This is a genomic window from Marinilabilia sp. (assembly GCF_016278715.1).
In the GTDB taxonomy this organism is placed as follows: Bacteria; Bacteroidota; Bacteroidia; order Bacteroidales; family Marinilabiliaceae; genus Marinilabilia.
In genome coordinates this window covers 20,347-42,443 of sequence record NZ_JADQBH010000033.1, presented here as the reverse complement: position 1 = coordinate 42,443, position 22,097 = coordinate 20,347, and the positions used below count along the sequence as shown (strand labels likewise).

The 22,097-nt window shown below is 42.7% G+C and carries 19 protein-coding genes and 1 tRNA gene; 9 read left to right on the top strand and 11 right to left on the bottom strand.

Annotated elements, in window-relative coordinates:
- Nucleotides 1–21 precede the first annotated feature (21 nt).
- Together QZZ43_RS02405 and QZZ43_RS02400 are read left to right on the top strand one after the other, a co-directional pair.
- The gene (locus QZZ43_RS02405; protein WP_291855895.1) at nucleotides 22–1,158 is read left to right on the top strand and encodes an efflux RND transporter periplasmic adaptor subunit; all 1,137 of its coding nucleotides are present in this window, start codon (nucleotides 22–24) and stop codon (nucleotides 1,156–1,158) included.
- A 16-nt stretch (nucleotides 1,159–1,174) separates the two neighbouring features.
- Entirely contained in the window at nucleotides 1,175–4,597 is a 3,423-nt protein-coding gene (locus QZZ43_RS02400; protein ID WP_291855893.1) for an efflux RND transporter permease subunit, read from the top strand.
- A gap of 310 nt (nucleotides 4,598–4,907) precedes the next feature.
- On the opposite strand, the gene QZZ43_RS02395 is transcribed toward QZZ43_RS02400, so the two are convergent.
- Genes QZZ43_RS02395 through QZZ43_RS02380 form a run of 4 tightly spaced genes read right to left on the bottom strand, consistent with a single transcriptional unit; the run spans nucleotide 4,908 to nucleotide 6,930 of the window.
- Nucleotides 4,908–5,471, bottom strand: coding sequence for a periplasmic heavy metal sensor (locus QZZ43_RS02395; protein ID WP_291855891.1), 564 nt, complete (start codon nucleotides 5,469–5,471; stop codon nucleotides 4,908–4,910).
- The gene (locus QZZ43_RS02390; RefSeq protein WP_291855889.1) at nucleotides 5,464–5,886 is read right to left on the bottom strand and encodes a hypothetical protein; all 423 of its coding nucleotides are present in this window, start codon (nucleotides 5,884–5,886) and stop codon (nucleotides 5,464–5,466) included. The genes QZZ43_RS02395 and QZZ43_RS02390 overlap by 8 nt, the downstream gene beginning before the upstream one ends.
- A gap of 11 nt (nucleotides 5,887–5,897) precedes the next feature.
- Nucleotides 5,898–6,494 carry an RNA polymerase sigma factor gene (locus QZZ43_RS02385; protein ID WP_291855888.1) on the bottom strand — a complete coding sequence of 199 codons (597 nt, stop codon included), beginning with the start codon at nucleotides 6,492–6,494 and terminating at the stop codon, nucleotides 5,898–5,900.
- A 49-nt stretch (nucleotides 6,495–6,543) separates the two neighbouring features.
- Complete coding sequence (locus tag QZZ43_RS02380; RefSeq protein WP_291855886.1) at nucleotides 6,544–6,930, bottom strand: hypothetical protein; 387 nt, start codon at nucleotides 6,928–6,930, stop codon at nucleotides 6,544–6,546.
- A gap of 903 nt (nucleotides 6,931–7,833) precedes the next feature.
- On the opposite strand from QZZ43_RS02380, the gene QZZ43_RS02375 reads away from it, so the two are divergent.
- A complete protein-coding gene (locus tag QZZ43_RS02375) occupies nucleotides 7,834–9,135 on the top strand; it encodes an O-acetylhomoserine aminocarboxypropyltransferase/cysteine synthase family protein (RefSeq protein ID WP_291855884.1) in 1,302 nt (433 codons plus the stop codon).
- A 107-nt stretch (nucleotides 9,136–9,242) separates the two neighbouring features.
- Nucleotides 9,243–10,442, top strand: a complete 1,200-nt coding sequence (locus tag QZZ43_RS02370; RefSeq protein ID WP_291855882.1) for a homoserine dehydrogenase — start codon at nucleotides 9,243–9,245, stop codon at nucleotides 10,440–10,442.
- Between the two features lie 12 nt (nucleotides 10,443–10,454).
- Here the strand turns inward: QZZ43_RS02370 and QZZ43_RS02365 are convergent, their stop codons facing one another.
- The 4 genes from QZZ43_RS02365 to QZZ43_RS02350 form a co-directional block, all read right to left on the bottom strand.
- Nucleotides 10,455–11,159 carry a ComF family protein gene (locus tag QZZ43_RS02365; protein ID WP_291855880.1) on the bottom strand — a complete coding sequence of 235 codons (705 nt, stop codon included), beginning with the start codon at nucleotides 11,157–11,159 and terminating at the stop codon, nucleotides 10,455–10,457.
- Nucleotides 11,160–11,328: 169 nt separating this feature from the next.
- Entirely contained in the window at nucleotides 11,329–12,663 is a 1,335-nt protein-coding gene (rmuC, locus tag QZZ43_RS02360) for a DNA recombination protein RmuC (protein ID WP_291855879.1), read from the bottom strand.
- Between the two features lie 120 nt (nucleotides 12,664–12,783).
- Nucleotides 12,784–13,026, bottom strand: coding sequence for a GlsB/YeaQ/YmgE family stress response membrane protein (locus QZZ43_RS02355; RefSeq protein WP_291855877.1), 243 nt, complete (start codon nucleotides 13,024–13,026; stop codon nucleotides 12,784–12,786).
- Nucleotides 13,027–13,206: 180 nt separating this feature from the next.
- Nucleotides 13,207–15,474, bottom strand: coding sequence for an inorganic phosphate transporter (locus QZZ43_RS02350; RefSeq protein WP_291855875.1), 2,268 nt, complete (start codon nucleotides 15,472–15,474; stop codon nucleotides 13,207–13,209).
- A 299-nt stretch (nucleotides 15,475–15,773) separates the two neighbouring features.
- Here QZZ43_RS02350 and QZZ43_RS02345 point away from each other — a divergent pair, with 299 nt between their 5' ends.
- The 3 genes from QZZ43_RS02345 to QZZ43_RS02335 all read left to right on the top strand — a co-directional run bounded on the left by QZZ43_RS02345 (nucleotide 15,774) and on the right by QZZ43_RS02335 (nucleotide 18,243).
- On the top strand, nucleotides 15,774–16,802 hold the full coding sequence (locus QZZ43_RS02345; RefSeq protein WP_291855873.1) for an ATP-binding protein: 1,029 nt from the start codon (nucleotides 15,774–15,776) through the stop codon (nucleotides 16,800–16,802).
- 214 nt (nucleotides 16,803–17,016) lie between these two features.
- A complete protein-coding gene (locus tag QZZ43_RS02340) occupies nucleotides 17,017–17,718 on the top strand; it encodes a response regulator transcription factor (RefSeq protein WP_291855871.1) in 702 nt (233 codons plus the stop codon).
- Between the two features lie 105 nt (nucleotides 17,719–17,823).
- Nucleotides 17,824–18,243, top strand: coding sequence for an SPOR domain-containing protein (locus QZZ43_RS02335; RefSeq protein WP_291855869.1), 420 nt, complete (start codon nucleotides 17,824–17,826; stop codon nucleotides 18,241–18,243).
- A 7-nt stretch (nucleotides 18,244–18,250) separates the two neighbouring features.
- Here QZZ43_RS02335 and QZZ43_RS02330 read toward each other — a convergent pair whose 3' ends face one another.
- Entirely contained in the window at nucleotides 18,251–18,871 is a 621-nt protein-coding gene (locus QZZ43_RS02330; protein ID WP_291855867.1) for an HAD family phosphatase, read from the bottom strand.
- 144 nt (nucleotides 18,872–19,015) lie between these two features.
- Here QZZ43_RS02330 and QZZ43_RS02325 point away from each other — a divergent pair.
- Nucleotides 19,016–19,089, top strand: a tRNA-Ile gene (locus QZZ43_RS02325).
- Nucleotides 19,090–19,254: 165 nt separating this feature from the next.
- The gene (locus QZZ43_RS02320; RefSeq protein WP_291855865.1) at nucleotides 19,255–19,926 is read left to right on the top strand and encodes a CPBP family glutamic-type intramembrane protease; all 672 of its coding nucleotides are present in this window, start codon (nucleotides 19,255–19,257) and stop codon (nucleotides 19,924–19,926) included.
- Here the strand turns inward: QZZ43_RS02320 and QZZ43_RS02315 are convergent.
- Both QZZ43_RS02315 and QZZ43_RS02310 read right to left on the bottom strand, forming a co-directional pair.
- On the bottom strand, nucleotides 19,923–20,648 hold the full coding sequence (locus tag QZZ43_RS02315) for a DUF6320 domain-containing protein (protein ID WP_291855863.1): 726 nt from the start codon (nucleotides 20,646–20,648) through the stop codon (nucleotides 19,923–19,925). The two genes, QZZ43_RS02320 and QZZ43_RS02315, sit on opposite strands and share 4 nt — an antisense overlap.
- Before the next feature lie 19 nt (nucleotides 20,649–20,667).
- Nucleotides 20,668–21,981: a hypothetical protein gene (locus tag QZZ43_RS02310; RefSeq protein WP_291855860.1), complete on the bottom strand. Its 1,314-nt coding sequence runs from the start codon at nucleotides 21,979–21,981 to the stop codon at nucleotides 20,668–20,670.
- Between the last annotated feature and the right edge of the window lie 116 nt (nucleotides 21,982–22,097).

The window sequence follows — 22,097 nt, the reverse complement described above, 5'->3', positions numbered from 1 at the left end:
AACCAATTAAAAATACGCACCATGATACGATTATCCATTCTTTTAATTCTTCCGATTTTTGCTCTGCTAATGGAAGGATGCGGTGCCAATGCACCTGCTGATGAATTAGAGATAAAACAGGAGCAACTCGACAGCTACCGGAAAGAGATGAACGAATTAAAAGAGAAAATTGCAACACTTGAGGCAGAACTCAGTACAGGCACGCCATCTAACGCTGTAAACGTGGAAACCTCTACACTTCAACCCACTGATTTCGAGCAGTATATTGAAGCTTCCGGCATCGTATCCACCGACCAGAATATTATTGTGAGCCCCGAGACAGCCGGAATCATTAATTCTATTTCAGTAACTGAAGGCGATAACGTAAAAAAAGGTCAGGTGCTGGCCAGCCTGAACACCGAATCGCTTGAGCAGTCCATGGAAGAGGTTAAAGTCAACCTGCAGATGGCCACCACTTTATTCGAACGCAGAAAGAATCTTTGGGAACAAAACATTGGCAGCGAAGTGGAACTTTTACAGGCCGAATCGAGCATGATGGCACTTCAGAAAAAGCTGCAGGGGCTGGAAGCCCAGATGAATATGGCTGTTGTTAAAGCTCCCATTTCAGGAATCATTGACAACCTGCTCCAAAAGCAGGGGGAAATGGCAGGACCCACCATCCCTTTTGCACGCATTGTAAATCTGGAAGAAGTTTACATCACGGCTGATGTTTCGGAGGAATATTTGAACAAGATAAATTCGGGCGATTCAGTAACAGTTTTCTTCCCTGTACTGGGAATTAAAAAAACTGCCAGGATTTTCAGAACTTCGGCGATGATAGACCCCGACAGCAGAACATTCTCCATCAGGGCCAACCTGAACAATCCTGACCAAAAACTTCAGCCCAATCTTATGGGTGAAATGAAGATGCGTATTTCGCATATTCAGGATGCTCTGGTAGTACCATCCATACTGGTAAAGAAGGACTTTAACGGAGAATTTTTATTTGTTGTGTCCAAAGACGAAACCGGGATTCCGGTAGCCCGGAAAATATATATTAAATCCGGAATCAAAGACAACAACAATACGGTGGTCACCAAAGGCCTGGAAAAGGGGACGGAAATTATTACCAAAGGATATGGCCAGGTTACTGATGGTTCTCCTTTAAATATAAAATAGCACAAACACTATCCCAATGAACGAATACATTGAAAGCGACGCCGAAAAAAAAGTGGAAAGAAAATTCGGCCCTACTGTTGCTGCCCTTAAGAACAAAAATACCATATTCATTCTCACGGCCTTCCTCTTTATTGCCGGATTGATGTCGTACAACAGTATGCAGCGCGAGTTGTTCCCTGAAATTGTGGTGCCTTACATCATGGTCTCGACCCCCTACCCGGGAAACAGTCCGCTGGATATTGAAAATCTTGTCACACGTCCCATCGAAAAAGAACTAAAGGACCTCACGGGGGTAAAGCAGATGTCGTCGGCATCATATCAGGATATGAGCCTTATTCTGGTGGAATTTGAAACCGATGTGGAAGTTCAAAAGGCACTTCAAGACACCAAAGACCAGGTAGATAAAGCCAAAAGCGAGCTTCCTGAGGATCTGGAAACCGACCCGATTACCGAAGATATTGATTTTTCCGAATTTCCGGTTCTCAACATCAACCTTTCGGGCGATTACAGCATTTATGAGTTGAAGAAGTTTGCTGAAGACCTTCAGGAAGAGTTTGAATCGCTGAAAGAAGTGCGCGAAGCGGATATAAAAGGGGTGGACGAACGCGAAATAAAAGTTCACGTGGATCCCCGAAAGCTGGAAAACACCAACCTGCAGTTTAGCGATATTGAATTTGCACTGTTGAGCGAAAATGTTACCATCGGTGCAGGAGAAATTATTGTTGACGGAACACGCCGTTCTGTGCGGACTGAGGCTGATTACAAAAGCATGGACGATATCCGAAACACAATCGTCAAAAGCGAAGCCGGAAAAGTAGTATATCTCAGAGACATTGCCCGGATCATAGACGGATTCGAAGAGCGATCATCCATTTCACGACTCAACAAACAATCGGTCGTAACGCTGTCTATCGTGAAGAAAAGCGGCGAAAACCTACTTGATGCCACGGATAAAATATTTTCCATCATCAACCGAAAGCAAAGCAACAGCACACTGCCTCAGGATTTGAACATAACTATTACCGACGACCAATCGGTTTACATTCGTGACCAGATAAGCAATCTGGAAAACTCCATCATCATGGGAATGCTTTTCGTAATGGTGATCCTTTATCTTTTCATGGGTTTAAGAAACGCCATTTTTACCGGCCTCGCCATTCCCATGTCGATGTTTATCTCATTCCTGATCCTGGGAGAAACCGGATACACCATCAATACCATGATTCTTTTTGCGCTTCTGATGGCTTTGGGGATGCTGGTGGACAATGCCATTGTGGCTGTGGAGAACACTTACAGGCATTTTGAAGAAGGGTATCCCCGGTTTAAAGCGGTCCAGAAGGGTGTTAGCGAGATTGCAATGCCCATTATAAGCTCCACCGCCACTACGCTGGCGGCCTTTTTTCCACTGCTGTTCTGGCCCGGAATCATGGGCGAATTCATGAAATATCTGCCCATAACCCTGATTATAGTTTTGGCCTCATCGCTTTTTGTGGCACTGGTGCTGAATCCGGTTTTTGCTTTGCAGTTTATGATTCATGAAAAAGCAAAAAAAGAAAAAGAGAACCATCGAAATCTCTTTATCATCACCGGAAGCCTGGCACTAATTGGTATCATAAGCTATGTTCTGGGAAGTATCCTTTGGGGTAATCTGATGGTTTTGCCTCTCCTTATTTCCCTGCTCAACATTTATGCACTAAAACCAGGGGCTTATCAGTTTCAGCACAAAGTCCTGCCCCGATTGGAATTTATGTATGAGGAAACACTCCGAAAAGCCATGGGACGCAACACCTCCAAATGGTTGTTTTTTGGAATGATTCTTTTGCTTTTCTTTTCGATAATATTTTTCGGGCTGACCAATCCATACGTTATTTTCTTTCCGGATAATGAGCCAAAAACCGTATTCGTTACCATGGAATTGCCGTTGGGAACCGACATAGAAAAAACCAATGAAATTTCTTATGAGGCAGAAGAAATTATTGAAGCCACTCTGGAACCTTACAACCACATCGTCCAGTCAGTTGGAGTGAATGTGGGTAACGGCAAAGGCGACTTCTTCGAATCAAGCCGAAGCCCCAACAAAGCACTTACAACCATCACATTTCTGGATTATCAATACCGGGACGGTATCAGTACTTCCCGAATAATGAAAGAATTATCGGACACCCTGAGAACCTACACCGGCGCCAAGTTCTTTGTAGAAAAAGAAGAAAACGGCCCACCAGTGGGAAAACCCATAAACATCGAAATTTCAGGTAACGAATTTGAACCTCTGGTAAATGTGGCTACCAATATCAAAAAAACAATCGACAACAGCCACATTGAGGGAATTGAAAATCTGGAGATGGATATTAATATGAACAAGCCCCAGATGGAGATTCACATCGACCGTGACAAAGTGCGCCGAATGGGCCTTTCAACTCAGATGGTTGCTGGAGCCTTGCGCACAGCACTCTACGGGGTAAAAGCTGATACCTACAAAGATGGTGAAGACGAATACGACATCATGGTACGTCTCGATGACCGTTTCCGCCACGATGTAACATCGTTAATGAATTTCAAGGTGAAAATAGAAAAAGATGGTCAGGGTTATCACATCCCCATTTCTGCTGTAGCTGATTACAGCTATGGATCCACCTATGAGAATATAAAAAGAAATGACAACACCCGTGTGGTTACGCTTTCGTCAAACATTGTTGAGGGTTTCAATGCCAATGAAATCAATGCCGAAATAAGAAACATCCTGGCCAACGAGGAGTTACCGCCCGGCTACAGATGGGAAATGACCGGAGAACAGGAAGACCAGGCAGAAACATCCAACTTCCTAATCAAAGCATTACTGATTGCCGTTGCTCTTATTGCGATGATTCTGATTACCCAGTTTAACTCAGTGGCCAAACCGGCCATTATCCTGGCGACTGTATTTCTGAGTACCATTGGTGTTTTTATGGGGCTTGGAACCTTTCAGATGGATTTCGTTATTCTGATGACCGGAGTAGGGATTGTCTCTCTGGCAGGAATTGTGGTCAATAACGGGATTGTGCTAATTGACTACATCGACATCGTAAGAAAAGAGAAGAAGCTGGAATTCAATTTATCCGGGAGTGCGCGGTTGTCGAGAGAAGATGAAATTAAAACAGTGATAAAAGCCGGCAAAACCCGTTTGCGACCGGTTTTACTGACCGCTATAACCACTGTCTTGGGGTTGTTGCCTCTGGCTACCGGGATGAACTTTGATTTCACCGGTCTATTCACCCGCCTCGATCCCAACATCTATTTTGGCGGCGATAACGCGGATTTTTGGGGACCTATGGCCTGGACAGTCATTTTTGGACTTACTACGGCAACTTTCCTGACGTTGATAATGGTGCCTGTGATGTATAATCTGGCAATCAGGGTACGAAACAGAGTGCAGAAATCTCATTCGGAAGCAGGAGAGTAAGGAGTTGGAAGAATAAAATTCATCATCTCATTCGTTTCCTGTTAAGAATCAGGACAAATAAGCCGGCCCCCCAATGGGAACCCGGCTTATTTGTCCTGCCTACCCCGGATTGTCCACCCTGTCTGTCCCTATTTACAATATTCCGCAAAGCCCTTGCAAGTATTTAATAATAAACAACTTAAAAAAGGGGTTGATAATTGCAAACCTTTGCGTCATCGCATCGCTGCGTTTAGGTTTTCTTAACGGACTATTGTATTTAAATTGGGAAGGTTATTCAAATTGCCGAATTTCAGCGATTTGCCGGAAATATTTATCTGGAATTCCTCCATCCTCTTCTTTGACCATTGTGTCTGGGGCCTTGTCCTCTTCCGGGTCCACGCCCCCTGCGGTACTGGTCAATATCGGATATTACCTCATTAAAAAGTTGCTTTTGTTCAGGGGTACAAATATTCTTAACCTCCAAAAAGTGGTCTGAGGTAGCCTTTTTCAGGGCATATTGAATTTCTCCGGCTGTAGCAGAAAGCGAGTCTAATCGCCCTCTATCGGGATTCGCCTTTTTAACTTCTTCCAGAATATTCAGGTCAATACTGTCGAGCTGTGCCATGTACAACTCCATCTGTTGCCTGTATTTGCGTTCGATTCCGGTAAAGATCGCTATTTGGTCTTCCGAAAAATCAAGCACTTTTACCATGCGGTTAAATCCGGCTCCAACTCCTGCATTTGTTTGCCCGGGAATAATCCGATAAACAGGCTCATTACTCAAACCAACTGATGAAGAACCGGAAACAGGGTTCCACCATCGGTAAATACCCCATCCCCCCACAAAAGCGACTGCCAGAATAAGAATTGTAATTATAATCCGATTTTTACTCATAGGAATAAGAATTAAGCCAGATTTCTTCTAATTGTGATCCAGGATTCTCAGAGAAAAAATAGTCCGTGGCAATAATTTCGGTTGAATCAGCCAGTTTTGAAGACTCCTGCGCGGAGAAAAGACTTGCAGAAAAAAATCCCAGCACCAAAACAGCGATTGACATAACCACCACCAGCGCAGGCCGGGTAAACCATGAAGGTTTCTCAACGCGTTCTATCTGCCCCATAATCCTTGTTGTGACGAAAGGAGAAACTTTTTGACTTTTCTCTTCTTTCACAAAATCAAAGAGCAGATGAGTTTTCTCAAAAGCCTCATTGCACGAATCGCAATGCTTCATGTGTTCCTGCATCTCAGCAGGAATCTCGCCCATATCCTGCAGCATCGCTAACTGACTGTTAAAATCTTTACACTTCATCATCTTCATTTTTACCGGGACAACAATTTCTGCAATTTCTTTCTGGACCTAAAAATCAAACTTTCTGTGGCCTTCGGTGACATTTCCAAAATCTCTGCAACTTCTATCAGACTTAATTCCTGATAATAAAACAAAACAAAAGCCTTCTTTTGGTTGGATTTTAACCGATTCACAGCACTTTTTATTTGCGCACGTTGTTCGCTGCGCAACAGTTTGCTTTCCGCATCATCGTCGGCAAATCCAGAGTCTGTAACCTCATCATTGATACCGGTAAATGACCTCAGCTTATTCCTTCGTGTCTGATTAATGGCTTTATTCACAGCTATCCGGTAAAGCCAGGTTGAAAAAGCAGCACGTCCGTCAAAGGATTTTAGCGCATTCCAGGCCTTTACGAATATCTCCTGTGTCAGGTCCTCGGCATCATCGGTATTGTGCAAAAAACCCATGCAGGTTTGAAATACCTTCTGACGATATCTGTCCACCAGCACAGAAAAGGCCTCTGTTTGCCCATCTTGCGCCTGTTGTACCAAATCACTGTCTTTCGGGTTTGTCTGCATGTAAAATATTACAGTAATTGTTAATTCGCTGGTGGAGATGGCACGTCCCATAAACTTATGTCTTTACCATTCCACCAACGAAATTACAAAATTTCAATGGTTATTCAGCGGGCGCGTTTACACGGCCATTCCCACTTCCATCACGCAAACGTCCGGTACCATTTTCCTGATTGTCACAGGTTCCATTGTTATTGGTATCAATATAATTTCCATTACCACCACGGCCCTGACCATTACCCCGGCGTCCGAGACCTTTCCCGTGTCCACGGCCTTGTCCGTGCCCATTGCCCGGGCCTAATCCTTTTCCGGCACGTTTGCCATCATAATTGTCACATACTCCGTCTCCGTTATTGTCAACAAAACCTGACCGAACGGTTTGTGTGGTATCCTGTTTCTGATCATTATCAGAGTTGGTTTGTGCATTTACGTTGTTTGCTGCAAATGCAAATCCTGCTACCAAAGCTAAAGTGAATACTAATTTTTTCATAATACTGTTTTTTTATTGTTTTCATCCTTTTGACGTTGACGAAAAAGAAATCATTCGTTTTTTTTATTTTTTCCTTGGGTCATCGGTTAGTAAATAATAATAGTTGATGTTTTGTTTGTTACAAAAATCTGTTCATTTCTAGCAAAATAGCCGATCCCGATTTCTGGAAAGCAATCTTTAAGCAGCTTTTTTTGGTATCGGATATAAAAAAATCACTATTGTCCCGGGAAAATATATGTTTCTTTTTTTGCGCTCAAACTGCGTGGACTTTTACTTCTTTTATTCACAGGAAAAAGATTATTAGGAGTTCACGATTTATGCTTCGCTCCAATTCTACAGCAATAAAAAGAAGTAAACGAGAAATGCCGTCGCCCAACCAAACCCCTGAAAATCACCTCGCTTTTCTAAAATCGAAAACTCGTTACGCTCAAATGATTCGGATTTCTTAACTAAAAATGTTTTGATTTTCTTCACGGGATTTGGCTGAAGCGATTCCAGGCCCCCAACATAGTTCTGACATTACGGATCCCCTTAAAATTCAGGCATAGACAAAAATTTTAGGAATTTTCTTAGGGCACAAATGAAAAAAAATCTTCTAACTATTTGAATTGTGGATAAAGTTGTCCATATTTGCAAAGAGATAATTTATTGAATGAAGCAAAACATCGAAAATATTATTTCTTTTGCCGCAACAATCAACTGCGGAATTTCCTTCATTACCACAACGGGTATGATGATGGGACGAATGTCTATGTTCATGGCATAAGTCTTGTTGACGCATCATATCTGTATCTTTCCAACATTTTCCGATAAAATTTGAATTCAAATTAATCAGATACCGGTGCGTCAACGCAACCGGTCAGGAATTTTTTATTTTTATTTAACCTATAAATTCTTAAAACTATGTCTGATTTTAAATTTGAAACGCTGCAGCTTCATGCAGGACAAGAAGTGGATCCAACCACCAATTCGCGGGCAGTGCCCATTTACCAAACCACCTCGTATGTATTTAACAATTCGGAACATGCAGCCAATCTCTTTGGGCTGAAGGAATTTGGAAATATCTACACGCGCATTATGAACCCCACGACCGATGTGTTTGAAAAACGCATTGCCGCCCTGGAAGGCGGAGTTGCTGCTGTGGCCGTTGGGTCGGGTCAGGCAGCCCAGTTCATTGCCATTACCAACTTTCTGGAAGCCGGGGATAACTTTGTAGCCACCCCAAATCTTTATGGCGGTACTTACAACCAGTTTAAGGTTCAGTTCAAACGTCTGGGCATCCAGGTAAAATTTGTGGAAAGCGATGACCCTGCGGATTTTGAGTCCAAAATAGACGAAAACACTAAAGCGCTTTATGTAGAAACCATTGGAAACCCGAGATTTAACATTCCTGATTTTGAGAAACTTGGTGAGATTGCTGCCAAACACGGCATTCCGCTGGTTGTTGACAACACGTTTGGAGCAGGCGGTTACCTGTTCCGTCCGTTGGAGCATGGTGCAAACGTGGTGGTAGAGTCGGCAACCAAATGGATTGGTGGCCATGGAACCTCTATCGGGGGCGTCATTGTAGACGGTGGAAACTTCAACTGGGGCAATGGTAAGTTCCCATCTTTCACCGAACCTTCAGAAGGCTATCACGGCTTAAAATTCTGGGAAGTATTTGGTGCTGACGGACCGTTTGGAAACATTGCATTTGCCATTCGTGCCCGTGTGGAAGGTCTTCGCGACTTTGGCCCTGCCTTAAGCCCGTTCAATGCTTTCTTATTGCTGCAAGGCCTGGAAACTCTATCACTCAGGTTAGACAGAACTGTAGAAAACGCCCTTGAACTGGCACAATGGCTTGAGAAACATCCGCAGGTTGAATACGTCAACTATCCCGGTTTGAAATCAAGTCCTTATCACGACCTGGCAAAGAAATATCTGAAGCGCGGATTTGGTGGGGTATTCAGTTTCAAAATAAAAGGAGGCCCCGAAACAGCAGATCAGTTCATCAACAACCTGTCGCTCATTAGTCATCTGGCCAATGTGGGGGATGCCAAAACACTTATCATCCACCCAAGTTCTACCACCCACGAACAGTTGTCGACTGAAGAGCAGAAAGCCGCGGGAATAGAACCCGGTCTTTTGAGAGTGTCGGCGGGTATTGAACACATCGACGACATCAAAGCTGACTTATCTTCAGCTTTTGAAAAAGTTGGTAAGTAGTCCGTATCTTTGGTCATAACTTTACTGGTTCTGATGTTCGGAGAAACAATTCCGGCATCAGAACCTTTTCATCTGAAAATCATTCACTTCCACAAAAACTAAAGAAAATGTCACGGCAAAAATTAAATATCGGTCTTTTTGGATTTGGTGTTGTCGGTCAGGGTCTCTACGACGTATTGGCTAAAAGCCCGGCACTGGACGCCAAAGTAAAAAGAATCTGTGTAAAACGACACGTTATGCGGTCGCTTCCGGACGAAATGTTTTGTTACGAACCTGATAAAATCCTCAATGACGAAGGCATCAACACCATTGTAGAATTAATTGACAATGCGGATGATGCCTATTTTATTGTCAAAAAGGCGCTGCAAAACGGGAAAAATGTGGTGTCGGCCAATAAAAAAATGCTTGCCGAAAACCTCAGCGAAATGGTCTCTCTCGCCAAAGAAAACAATGTATCCCTGCTGTACGAGGCATCTGCGTGCGGCAGTATTCCGGTCATACGCAACCTTGAGGAGTATTACGACAACGACCTGCTGCTCTCCGTAACCGGAATCCTCAACGGCTCATCCAACTACATTCTTTCCAAAATTTTTGATAATAATGAAAGCTATCCCAATGCCCTGAAAAAAGCCCAGGAGCTGGGTTTTGCCGAATCCAACCCCACCTTTGATGTGGACGGCTTCGATTCGCTTTTCAAACTGATAATTCTTACCATGCACAGTTTTGGTGTGGTGGTATCGCCTGATGAGGTTCTAAACTACGGCATATCAAATATTTCGGAGTTTGACATCAATTACGCCCGTGAGAAGGATTACAAAATTAAACTCGTGGGTCAGGTGGAACGTTTGCGCGACAAAAAAATAGCCCTGTTTGTTTTGCCCCGTTTTGTAACCCGCGACAAATACATCTACAATGTGGAAGATGAATTCAACGGGGTGGTAATAAAAGGAGTGGCCTACGACAAACAGTTTATGTTTGGCAAAGGAGCCGGGGGTCATCCTACCGGGTCAGCGGTATTATCAGATATTACAGCCCTTGCACATCATTACCGTTACGAATATAAGAAGGCGAACTATTTCGAAGGATTCAAGTATTTCAAAGAGGGTGCCATCGAAGTCTATCTGAGGTACAGCAATCCCGAAGTGCTTGAGAACTTTGAGTTCAAATCGGTATCTGAAGAATACCACGGTCCACGGTATCACTACCGAATCGGATTTATCAGGCTGGACAAGCTCATTGCCATAAAGGAAAAATTACGATCGCTGGATATTTTTCTGGCTGCCACGGGTAAGGCGTTGAATTATTAGAAGCTTTTTAATTCATCCGACGGCAATGCCAATGGTCAATACCGAAAATCTGACATTTTCCACTTCAGAAAATGCAGCGCAAAGAGCTTCGATGGTGGCACCTGTGGTAACTACATCGTCAAGAATCAGCAAATGCTGGTTATGGAAAAGATGGGGATGGACAACTTTAAAAATTCCCTCCACATTTTGCCACCTCTCGTATCTCCCTCTGCGGGTCTGACTTGCAGAATGCACAGTTCTGATTACAGATTCTTTGTTGACCGGGACTTTAGTGATTTCACTGATTCCATCAGCTATAATGTCACTTTGATTATATCCCCGGAGTCGTTGCTTTTGGGGGTGTAAGGGCACCGGAATGATGCAGTCAAACTTCCCGGCCAGCTCCTCCTTCAGCAAAACCCGACCAGTCATTTGCCCCAGGTAAGTACCTGCCCTTATGTCTCTTTTGTATTTAAGCTGATGAATGAGTTGCTGAAGAAGTTCGCCTTTGCGATAGAAAAACAGAGAGAATGCAAACTCCACTCTTGCCCTACCCCAGAACATCTGTTCCACCAGGTTGCCGGACACTTTCTCGAAAAACGTACGGGGCATCTCTGACTCACACTTCCGGCATAAAGCTGTGCGACCAGAAACAAGCGATTCGCCACAGCCTTTGCAGATTTCCGGAAAAACAAGAGCCGAAAGACCGGAGAGGTATTTTCGGAGGAGATTAGGCATAACATATTTATCTTAAGACCATAAAAACATTTAATCTTCCGTTATTAATTTTCACTCGCAATAAACTGTTTTTACCAATGTGGGGGTGGATAAGATGGCTTGTTCTACCATTAAATTAAATATTCATTGTTAGGAATTGCCCAGGAAGAACCAAAATATCTTTCTTCAGTTAAATTGTTTCTTCTTCTTTTTCTTCAAGTGTCTCCATCAATTCCTTACTCTTTTCGGCAGGTAACTCCTGAACCTTTCTAAGCTTGCGCATCATGACATTAGTCCGGGTAGTTATCAGGGTTTCGATTTCGTTGTTGGCCTGATTAATTTTTTCCTGGGCTTTCCGTAACACTTTGCCGAATTCCCCAAACTGTGTCTTTACAGCTCCCAGGATTTCCCAAACCTCGCTGCTGCGTTTTTGGATAGCCAGGGTTCTGAAGCCCATCTGCAGACTGTTCAGCATGGCCGCAAGTGTGGTTGGACCGGTAACAATCACTTTAAAATCCCGCTGGAGAACCGCAACCAAATCAGGTTGCCGAACCACCTCGGCATATAGCCCCTCCACCGGGAGAAACAATATTCCAAAATCAGTGGTATGGGGTGGGTCCAGATATTTATCGCGGATGTCTGAAGCAGATTTTTTAATCGCAGCAACCAGTTGTTTAGTAGCCAGAGCCATGCCCTCAGCATCACCTTTGTCCAACGCTTCCTGAAGTCTGGCATAATCTTCCTGGGGAAATTTAGCATCAACAGGCATATAGACCGCTTCCCCGTTGCTTCCCTGGCCTGGCAGTTTTATGGCATATTCCACATGCCCTGAGGAATCGCGTTTTGTTTTTACGTTCTTTTCGTATTGTTCGGGAGCCATTATTTGCTCAAGAATGTTGCCCAGTTGAATTTCCCCAAGCACTCCGCGCGTTTTCACGTTGCTGAGTACCCGCTTAAGATCCCCAACCTCGCCGGCCATGTTTTTCATTTCGCCCAACCCTTCACGCACTGCTTCGAGCCGTTCAGTAACCAATTTAAACGATTGTCCAAGCCTCTCTTCCAGAGTTTTGTGGAGTTTTTCATCTACGGTTTCCCGCATCTTTTCGAGCCTGTTTTCGGTCGATTTAACCAGGTCGTCCTGCTTGCGGGCCATGTCGTCAAAGCGTTGCTTTTGCAAGTTTTTAAACTCTGTCACATTTAGCGTAAACGACTCGCCAAAACTTTTGAGAGATTGAGCCAATTCCTGCCGGTTGGAAAAGGCATTGGTGTTCATCCCTTCCAGCATTTTAGAAAGTTGCTCCTGCAACGTGACCGTTAATCGTTCAAGATTGTGAGAAAGCTCCTGACGGTTTTGCCCCAGACCATTACTGAGTTCAGAACGATTGTCCCTAAGCTCTTCTTTCATTACCTGCCGGATGGAATTCTGAAAATCAATATTATTATTTTGACCCGTTCGCAATATCAGCACAATGAGAAGAATCACACACAACAAAAGCAAGGCAACAAGAAGTCCATCCAAAATCATAAAAGAGAATTTTTGAGCAAAAATAATGATGTCAGGTTGATTTCTCAACATCAGTGAACCGGATCAACCCGGTCTTTTATGGTAATCAACCGGACATCATTCATTTTATCGCGGAGAAGATTATTTCCTCCTTAACACTGAAGCAATCCACAAAAGAATAATGGCACCTACCGTAGCTGCAATCAGTTGCCAGATAATGCCCTGTCCGTGAAATCCAAGAAATTCAAATAAAGCACCACCTATCACGCCTCCAATGAGACCAACAATCAGGTTCCAGATTAAGCCCAGACCGGAACCTTTGAAAATAATACTTCCAAGATACCCGGCAAAAATACCAATGACAATGGATAAAAGAAGTCCCATAGTAAAGAAATTTAGTTATAAATATGAGAAAAACTCAAAGGATATAAAGGAACATTATAAAAATATCACCTCATGCAATCCCTTTTAAATAAAGAAAGTTACCATTTTTTTTAGGAATAACACATCTGATTTGGCAACAAGGAGAAAAATATTGGGTCGGATATGGTTCCAGGCGCGAAACTATTCAAAAAAGCTTTTCAACGATTTTACCAGATTAACCGAATAAGTAACCAGATTGCGTGTTTCGCCCAAAAGCTCCATATAAATAATATTGATACGCGTCTTTCCCTTTCCTGACCGGATTTGCCGGATATGGTGCAGACGATAGTTTTCAATTAACGAGAAGAGCGATTGTTGCCGCTGCACCAATTCGGGTAACATTGCAAATTTCTTGTCCTTTTCCAGATGAACCATAAAATTAAAAAAGGCGGTGGTCTCGTCAAGGATGTTCGTAAGATCTTCACGCTGGTATTCCACCAATCCTTTATGCTGATTCTTCACATGGTCGTAGGCCGGGTTCACCATTGCCAGAAGCGTATTTGTGAGCTCGGTAAGATAATCGAGAGCCTGAATAAAGAATTGTCCCGGATCCTGAGACTCCTCCGGCATTTTACTCATCGCCCTGAAAAATTCTGTTTTGGCCCCCTTTACGCGAACACGAAGACCTTCTGTTTTTTCCTTTACCTCCAACAATTTCAGCTCATCTTCATCCAGCAAACCCTGGACCAGCAAAAGATATATTTTGGATGATTCGAGCAACATTTTTCTCACAGTATCACTCCCGGCATTACGCATCCACCCAATATTCTGGGCAATTTCATTGCTGATTTCCTCTTTGAACTGCTGCTTCTCCAGCTGCTTCTTCCTGTGATATCGGGTACTTTTAATGAGATAAAATACCATAAACACAAGGGCTGCAATCATGGAGACCCAGGTTCCCCACCACAACAATAACGTAAGGACAAATGCCCCAAGAAATCCGAGACATGCTGTGATAAACCAGCCGCCAAGTATGGACAAAACACCTGAGATGCGGTAAACCGCACTTTCACGTCCCCAGGCCTGGTCGGCCAATGATGTTCCCATAGCAACCATAAAAACAACAAAAGTTGTGGACAAAGGAAATCCCCAATAGGTTCCCAGACTTATAAGAATACTTGCTACCACAAGATTAACCGATGCTCTTAATGTATCAAAATAAATTACCTCATCCACACGCTTCCCGGTATTCTGGTCGTCACTACGCCTATATTGTCTGGAAATAAACTGATGAATTCCTGCGGGCAGCAAAACGTCAGCTTTACTATAAACTTTCAAAAACTGACGAACCAGAGTACGCGACAATTGTGAGGGCTCAAAATGTTCCTGTCCGGAATGTTGACGACCCAAATAAACCTCCGTCTCTGTAACAGAACGCGCTTTTCTGGAAAAAAATAAAGTCAGAACCATGACAATACCAGAACCCAGAAAAAATGCAGCATAAATCCAGTCCTGAAACCCATGATTTCTCAGCCAGTCGTCGCTCAAAAAAGCAAGGTTAAAAGAATCCGGGGAAGCCATACTACCAGAAGTAAGATAGGCTCGAAAACTCTCTATCCCGGCAAGCGGAACGCCGATAAAATTCACAAGATCGTTGGCTGCAAATGATAATGCCAAAGCAAAAGTGCCAAACAAAACCACCACCCGCGGAATATCCACCTGAAATAACAGCCCCAGCAGATACAGAAGGAAGAAAGTGCCGGCAAAAATCATCAGAAAAGAAAAGAACGGATGCGCTCCCGACCACAAAATCAGCGGATATTCCCACAGAGACGAGGCATCTATACCCTTTTTTAAAATCAAAAAAAGAATTCCGGAAACAGACAAAGAACCAAACAGTGCGAACAAGAGCCTAAAGCGTCCGTGATATCTGAAAGAAAAAACAACGCGTGAAATAAACTGGACAATCGCTCCTGCCAAAAATGCAAAAAGTATAGAAACCAATATTCCCGAAAACAAAAGAAAAACTCTTCCTGTATTAATATAGTCTGAAAGAACCGACTCGCCCGATAGTGACCCACTGGTCTTAACAAAAGCAATGGCAAGTGCTGCACCTGTCAGCTCAAAAACAACAGCAATGGTAGTGGACGTAGGGAAACCAAGAGTATTGTAACTGTCAATCAGAAGAATATCTACAATCATCACGGCCAGAAAAATAATCATCAGTTCCGTGAGAAAGAAGTTCTGAGGATAAATGACGCCTTTGCGGGCAACCTCCATCATACCCGCCGAGAAAAACGTTCCCAACAAGATCCCCATGCCGGCAATCCAGAAAATGGTGCGACGTGAAGCCACCTTGCTTCCGATGGCGGAGTTTAGAAAGTTTACAGCATCATTCGAAACGCCCACTATCAGGTCAACAACGGCCAACAGCGAGAGTACAACGGCAATAGTCCAGACAAGTGTCATATTCCTGTATGTTTTGGCAACAAAAATAGTCCCCAAAGATGGTTCTTTTCAGACCCGAATATTAATTTTTTGTTAGGTTTCCAGATTCATTTTTCTCAAATTTAAGGTTAATTTTAATGTTTACAGCACCTCACCCTACTTAACAGTAAATTAACATGCCAATTAACCTATTTAATTTGACGGCTACTGGTCTTTTTCATATAAATTTGTCCAGCACACAGAAGTAACAACTTGTTTGCAATGAGAAAAAAGTCGCGCAAGTTCCATAAGACTTAATATCATTGTCCAATTAAATGCTTATGAAGTCTATCGCACCACAAAGAATCGTTGGGTACATAACCATTACTTTCCTGGTTCTTGCTTTGCTTTTTTTTCTGATTAACAATTTCAGCCCCAACCTGGCAATCTCCCTGCTGATTACGATCCCGCTTTTTACTGGAATTGCCTTTTCGGCTGTAAACTACTTCATCAGCCTTTTTATCTATGCCAAAATAAAACCCATCTACAAATCTATTCACAACTTCAAACCCGGAATAAAAGAAAATTCCGCCAACGAAAACGACATTTTCTCGCAGGTTAACCGTGAAGTGGCCGAATGGATGAAGGGTAAAACCATGGAAATTCAACAACTGCGGCAACTGGAAAAATACCGCCGAGAGTTTCTTGGCAATGTGTCGCACGAATTAAAAACCCCGATTTTTAACATCCAGGGGTATATTCTTACACTTTTGGAAGGTGGCATCGACGACCCCGGAATCAATATGCTGTATCTGGAGCGAACGGAAAGAAGCATCGACCGTATGATCTCAATTATTGAAGACCTGGAAGCTATTTCGAAACTGGAATCGGGCGAGCTGGAACTGAATATTTCCAAATTTAACATTTATCAACTGGTGGCCGAGGCATTTGATTTACAGGAAGTACGAGCCGACAAGCGTAATATAAAATTAAAATTTGGCCGAAGCGCCGACAAAAACACATTGGTAAAAGGTGACAAACCCCGGATGTTTCAGGTAGTCAGCAACTTAATTGTTAATTCCATCAATTACGGAAAAGAGGGAGGCCAGACCACCGTTAGTTTTTATGACATGGATAATCTTGTGCTTGTGGAAGTGCGCGACAATGGAATCGGCATCTCGGAACGAGACCTGCCACGTGTTTTTGAACGGTTTTACAGAGCCGACAAAAGCCGGTCGCGCGAACAAGGTGGAACAGGCCTGGGACTTGCCATTGTAAAACATATTATTGAAGCACATAAACAAACCATTAATGTGAATAGCACCCCGGGTAAAGGAACGTCGTTTACTTTTACACTGGAGAAGGCATAGAGCATGGAGATAGGGGCAGGGATTAGCTCACCAACTATAATCCAGGCCGAAAATCTTGGAGCCACAGCCCAGGGTGAATCCCTTGATGGCACAGAAAGAAACAGAGCCCTGAAAGGACAAGAGCAATTAACTCTCCATTTTTGAGGAATAATGAAAATAAACAAGATTTTAAAATTTATCCCGAATATTGACGTAACCTAACGAATCAATAACCATGAACGAAACATCGAATTACAAAATCCTGCTGGTGGACGATGAGCCTGACATACTGGAGTTTATCGGATACAACCTGAAAAAAGAAGGATTTACCGTACTCACAGCCAACAACGGGCAGGACGGTTTAAAGATAGCCCAGGCAGAAAATCCTCATTTAATTGTACTGGATGTAATGATGCCGGGAATGGATGGCATTGAAACCTGCGAGGAACTGCGGAAAGTCCCTGCACTAAAAAACACGTTGGTCGTTTTCCTGACTGCCCGTGGCGAGGACTATTCCCAGATCGCAGGGTTTGATGCAGGAGCCGACGACTACATCACCAAACCCATCAAACCCAAAGTACTGATATCGCGAGTCAAGGCACTTCTTAAACGTTATTCGAATGCCTCTCAGGAAGAAGAGCCAAAAGAAGGCAACAAAATTACAGTAGGCGATTTGGTCATTGACCGTGAAAAATATATGGTGACCTCCGGCGACCAGAAACTATCACTACCTAAAAAAGAGTTCGAATTGCTTCTCCTACTTGCCGCCAAACCCGACCGGGTCTTTACCCGGGATGAAATCTACACATCGGTTTGGGGAGATAACATTATAGTAGGAGACCGCACCATTGATGTTCACATAAGAAAATTACGTGAAAAAATAGGACAAGACCATATCCAAACCATTAAAGGCGTTGGATACAAATTTGTGGATTGATTTTTTTGCAAATTTGGTCAATTAATAGCTTTATTTGTAACTTTATATTTAAATTGCACTCTTAAAGCCTGATTTGAGCCTTTTAAGCAAACTAATTTCACAACTATGAAGAAGATTTTTTTATTGGCTACAGCATTACTGGTAATAGGAGTGGCCTGTAAGGACAAAAAAGAGCCCCCTCGAAAAGAGCCTGTAAATAAAGTAGCACCTGCACCAAAGCCCGATACCATTGCACAAAAGGTTGAGGAACCAAAACCCGAACCAAAACCTGTGCCCCAGGAACCTGACAAGTATTTCCTCATCGCAGGTAGTTTCTCAAACCAGAACAATGCAGAATCATTTAAAAAAGAGTTGACCGGCCAGGGATTCAAATCGGAAGTAATTATACGCAACTGGGGCGAAAACAGCGACTTTTACAAAGTTTCTTACATGGGCTTTTCAAACAGAAAGGAAGCCATCAATAAAATGCAACAGGAACGTACCCAACCAGGCAAAGAAGATGTCTGGGTGTTGGTAAAAAAATAACACAAAATTATTTTCTGTTAAATCCACTAAACCATCCGGGCAAATCCAACCCAGGGGTTACATGAAGCGTTTGAACGCCCAGCTTACCTGCCGATTCGATGTTTTCGGCAAGATCATCGGCAAACAAAGTTTCAGCAGGATTTAACAGGTTTTCTATCAAAACTTGTTCGTATATTTCGGGCTGAGGTTTCCGAAGCCCCATAATATGTGAATAATAAAGCTTTTCAAAGAGGTCTCCGAGATGTTCTACACCGGGTACCTCTTTTTCATATTTGTTGGCATGTATTTCGTTGGTATTGCTAAGCACAAAAAGCCGGTATTGCTGCCCCAAATTCTTTAACATCGCCACATTCTCAACCGGGAAATCACCAATTATTTTATTCCAGGCGTTCACGATTTCACTATTCAATACATCTGGTCGAAAAAAAATCCGGATACTTTCCAAAAACTGTTCAGAGGAAATTTTCCCAATTTCATAATCAATAAACGCATCCAGGGTTTTGAAAGAAAAAATATCGGTGTGTTTCTGGTCTTCTGCCAGTAATTCATTGAATGCTGCCTTTGCTGCCTCCTTCTCAAGAGGTATGAGTACATTTCCCAAATCAAATATTATATTCTTTATCGCCATATAAATCCAGTTTGCAGGCCCAAAATTAAAAAAGCCTGAGGGATAAATCTAATTTGTCTCTTTTATTTGTAGTTTTTATGTTTGAATATTCCCTGTGGTTTTGTATTTTTGCATCCGCTCAGGCAGAAAACAAGCCTTATTGCCGGGCCCATAGCTCAGCTGGTTAGAGCACCTGACTCATAATCAGGGAGTCGTAGGTTCAAGCCCTACTGGGCCCACATTGATATTAAGCCACTTACAGACGTTGTTCTGTGAGTGGCTTTTTTGTTTGCAAAACAATCCTGCTCTAAATCCCTTTCCATCCAAAAATCTAATTATCTTTGGCTTCTGAGGGTAACATCTTCATTTCCCCTACATTATCAAAGTCAAATAGCATTCATTCTATGTCTAAGCCATCCATTTCTTTGTCTAAAACAGGAAAAAAACCGTCAGCACCTGACAGGAGAAAATGGTTCGAAATCTTTGCAGTTTTTATCACTGGTGCATTAAAGTACATTTTAATGGACTGGCTGGAGTTGCGGGTTTTTTATATTGTGAGCGCTTGTCTGTTTTGGATGATATATATTCTGAAAAGATATCAGACCGATAAACAAATCCTGCAGGACTGGGGTTTTCATAAATCAGGTTTTAAAAAAACTTTCCTTTTTGGAATCCCTCTTGCTTTTCTTATAATCCCTGGCATTATTCTTTCCCAAACCAACTCTTCTCCCCTGACATGGAACCTTATTCCGGTTCTGGCACTCTATCCGTTTTGGGGACTGATTCAGCAATTTTTAATGATTTCCATAATTGCCGGAAATCTGAGGTCTATCTCAAGTTTGAAACTCAAAAAAAACCAGGTAATAATTTTTGTTTCCTTTCTATTTGCCATGGCCCACTATCCATACTGGCCGCTCATGGTCTTTACTTTTGCCATGGAAGTAGTGTTTATCATTGCCTGGTTGAGATGGAGAAACTTATTGGCTCTGGGACTCCTACACGGATGGCTGGGTGGGCTGTTTCTCTATCTGGTTCTGGAACGCAATCTGTGGAACGAACTCTGGTCCATTTTTTAAATGTGGAAAAACCGCTTCAAATCAGTCACCTTTTTCAGTCGATAATGCACATAAAGCAAAAGTGAGGAGGTAATAATTGCAGATGCCATTACAATAAGACTCCATTCAAAGCGAAGCACATCATTTTTGTAGAGGTTAATAATGCCTTCGATACACACGCTTAGGATTCCAGTCGTAAGCAGAGCATAAGCAATAACATTGAGCCCTTTCTGCCGGGCCCGGCGAACCAGTCTGATGAGCATCAGCACAGTAGCATAAGCCGCCAGGAGCAATGGAATCCCCAGTTGCATTCCCCATCCCGAATTTCCGGAATAAATATCCAAAAGAACGAGCAAAACGCCTGATGAAAGAAAACTCACTCCTCCCCAAAGTATTTCTTTGCGAAACCAAAAAGTTCCCATAGTGATATTCAAAAGCAGGACAAGCCCCACCGTGACCGGATAACGAGACCAGGTTAAACCTCCGTTAGCCACAAAATCAATAATCAGCGTAATAAAAATACCGGACAACAGTATCATGGCCGAAATCCGCAGGAATAATTTCCTCTTCTGAAAACCCGATAGTTTCTGATATTCTGTCAGAAGCTTGTCTTCTCTTTGTTGTCGTCGTGTTTCAATAAAGGCAAGATTGGCTTCATTCCGCTCCAGTAAAGGTTCTCCGCACAAAGAACAGAAATTCGCATTTTCATCGAGCGCTACTCCGCAATTTGGACAATACTCCATTGATTTATAATATCAAGATTCACGAATTAATCTGATTTGATTCCTCAGATTCAGCAAAAATTTTATTCTCATTCAAAAACCGCACAAAACGTTCTTCAAATTCATGGGATTTGGTAACACTTCCAAAACAAAGTGTGAGTCGCTCATTAAATCCCACAACTGCACAGCTAATTTTTAACATTTTGTTGGGTGGTGGAGCGGTCAGCACAAAATAGTCAATCTTATCTGCTACTTCAGGAGGCAAATCTACCCTCCCCAGATTCGTCACCACACCACTAAACTGACTCGTACCAAGCGAGTTAAACTTGGCCTTTAGAATTAAGCTTTTGACGAAAAGCGGAATGCTGCGAACGTATATCTTCTTCTCGCTTCCCACATTTCGTGATATGTTTTTATTAATCAACTTCTCCTCTGTCTCCAACTCCATCTGATGATACACCGAACGAAGAATCTCTTCGAAAGAATAATGGCCCAACCGAAGGTCTATCTCTGGCATAACAAACAAGGAGAAATTTCGCATCGTCTGGGAGGAAAATATATTTCTTAAATTAACTGGCACCTGAACACGAAGAATTTTCGACATCTTTAGTTTGGAAATTGGGTTCAGATGCTCAAATACATCCTGAAGGATATATAAATAAACCGCAGCCAGGTAAACCGTTAGACTTACCCGGTTTGCTTTGGCCACACGCTTAATGTCCCTCATTGATACATTAACAATAGTACGATGAAACCGTGGAGAAGCATTTAGCGAAAAAGGAAGATGAAAGGCCTTTGACTTCCTTACCAGGGGCGGAACTTCCTCTTTAAAATAACGTTTGTAGGCATCCTCAAACTCCTCTTCTGACCATTTCTCCTGTGGCTTTTTATATGAAAAATCTTCAGGAATTGCCACTCCACACTCTTTAAAATAGAGAATCAGAACAGTACGGAGAAACTCAAAAGCCCCACCGCCATCGGTAAGAATATGAGAAACTTCCAGACTAATGCTCTTTTCCCATATAAGAAATCTAAGTAGCAAATCACCTTTTTCAAACTTCCGACAACATTCTTTGTCATCAGTTTCGATCGTGATATGATGCGGCAAATGCTCCAGGTAATACCAGAAAAACCCTTTGCGGAGTTGTACCAGATAATATGGAAACCGCTTCTCTACTACCAACACCGCTTTTCGAAAAGCTTCGACTTGGACGGGTTCCATCAGTTTAGTCGAAATACGAATCACAGAAGTTACCTCCCTTGTAATAATGGCCGGAAATATCTTTGCGGCGTTATCAAGAGCATACCAAAAACGATTGTTGGTCTTTGGGTTGTTGTTGATTTTAACATCCATAAAACAAAACTTCATGGGTAAATTGAAAGAATAACTTCAGATTTTTCAAATTTATAACTTATTAAGGGATATCGCCCAATAATGCTGTGATTTGTGAGTAGAGAGTTTTCCAGGCA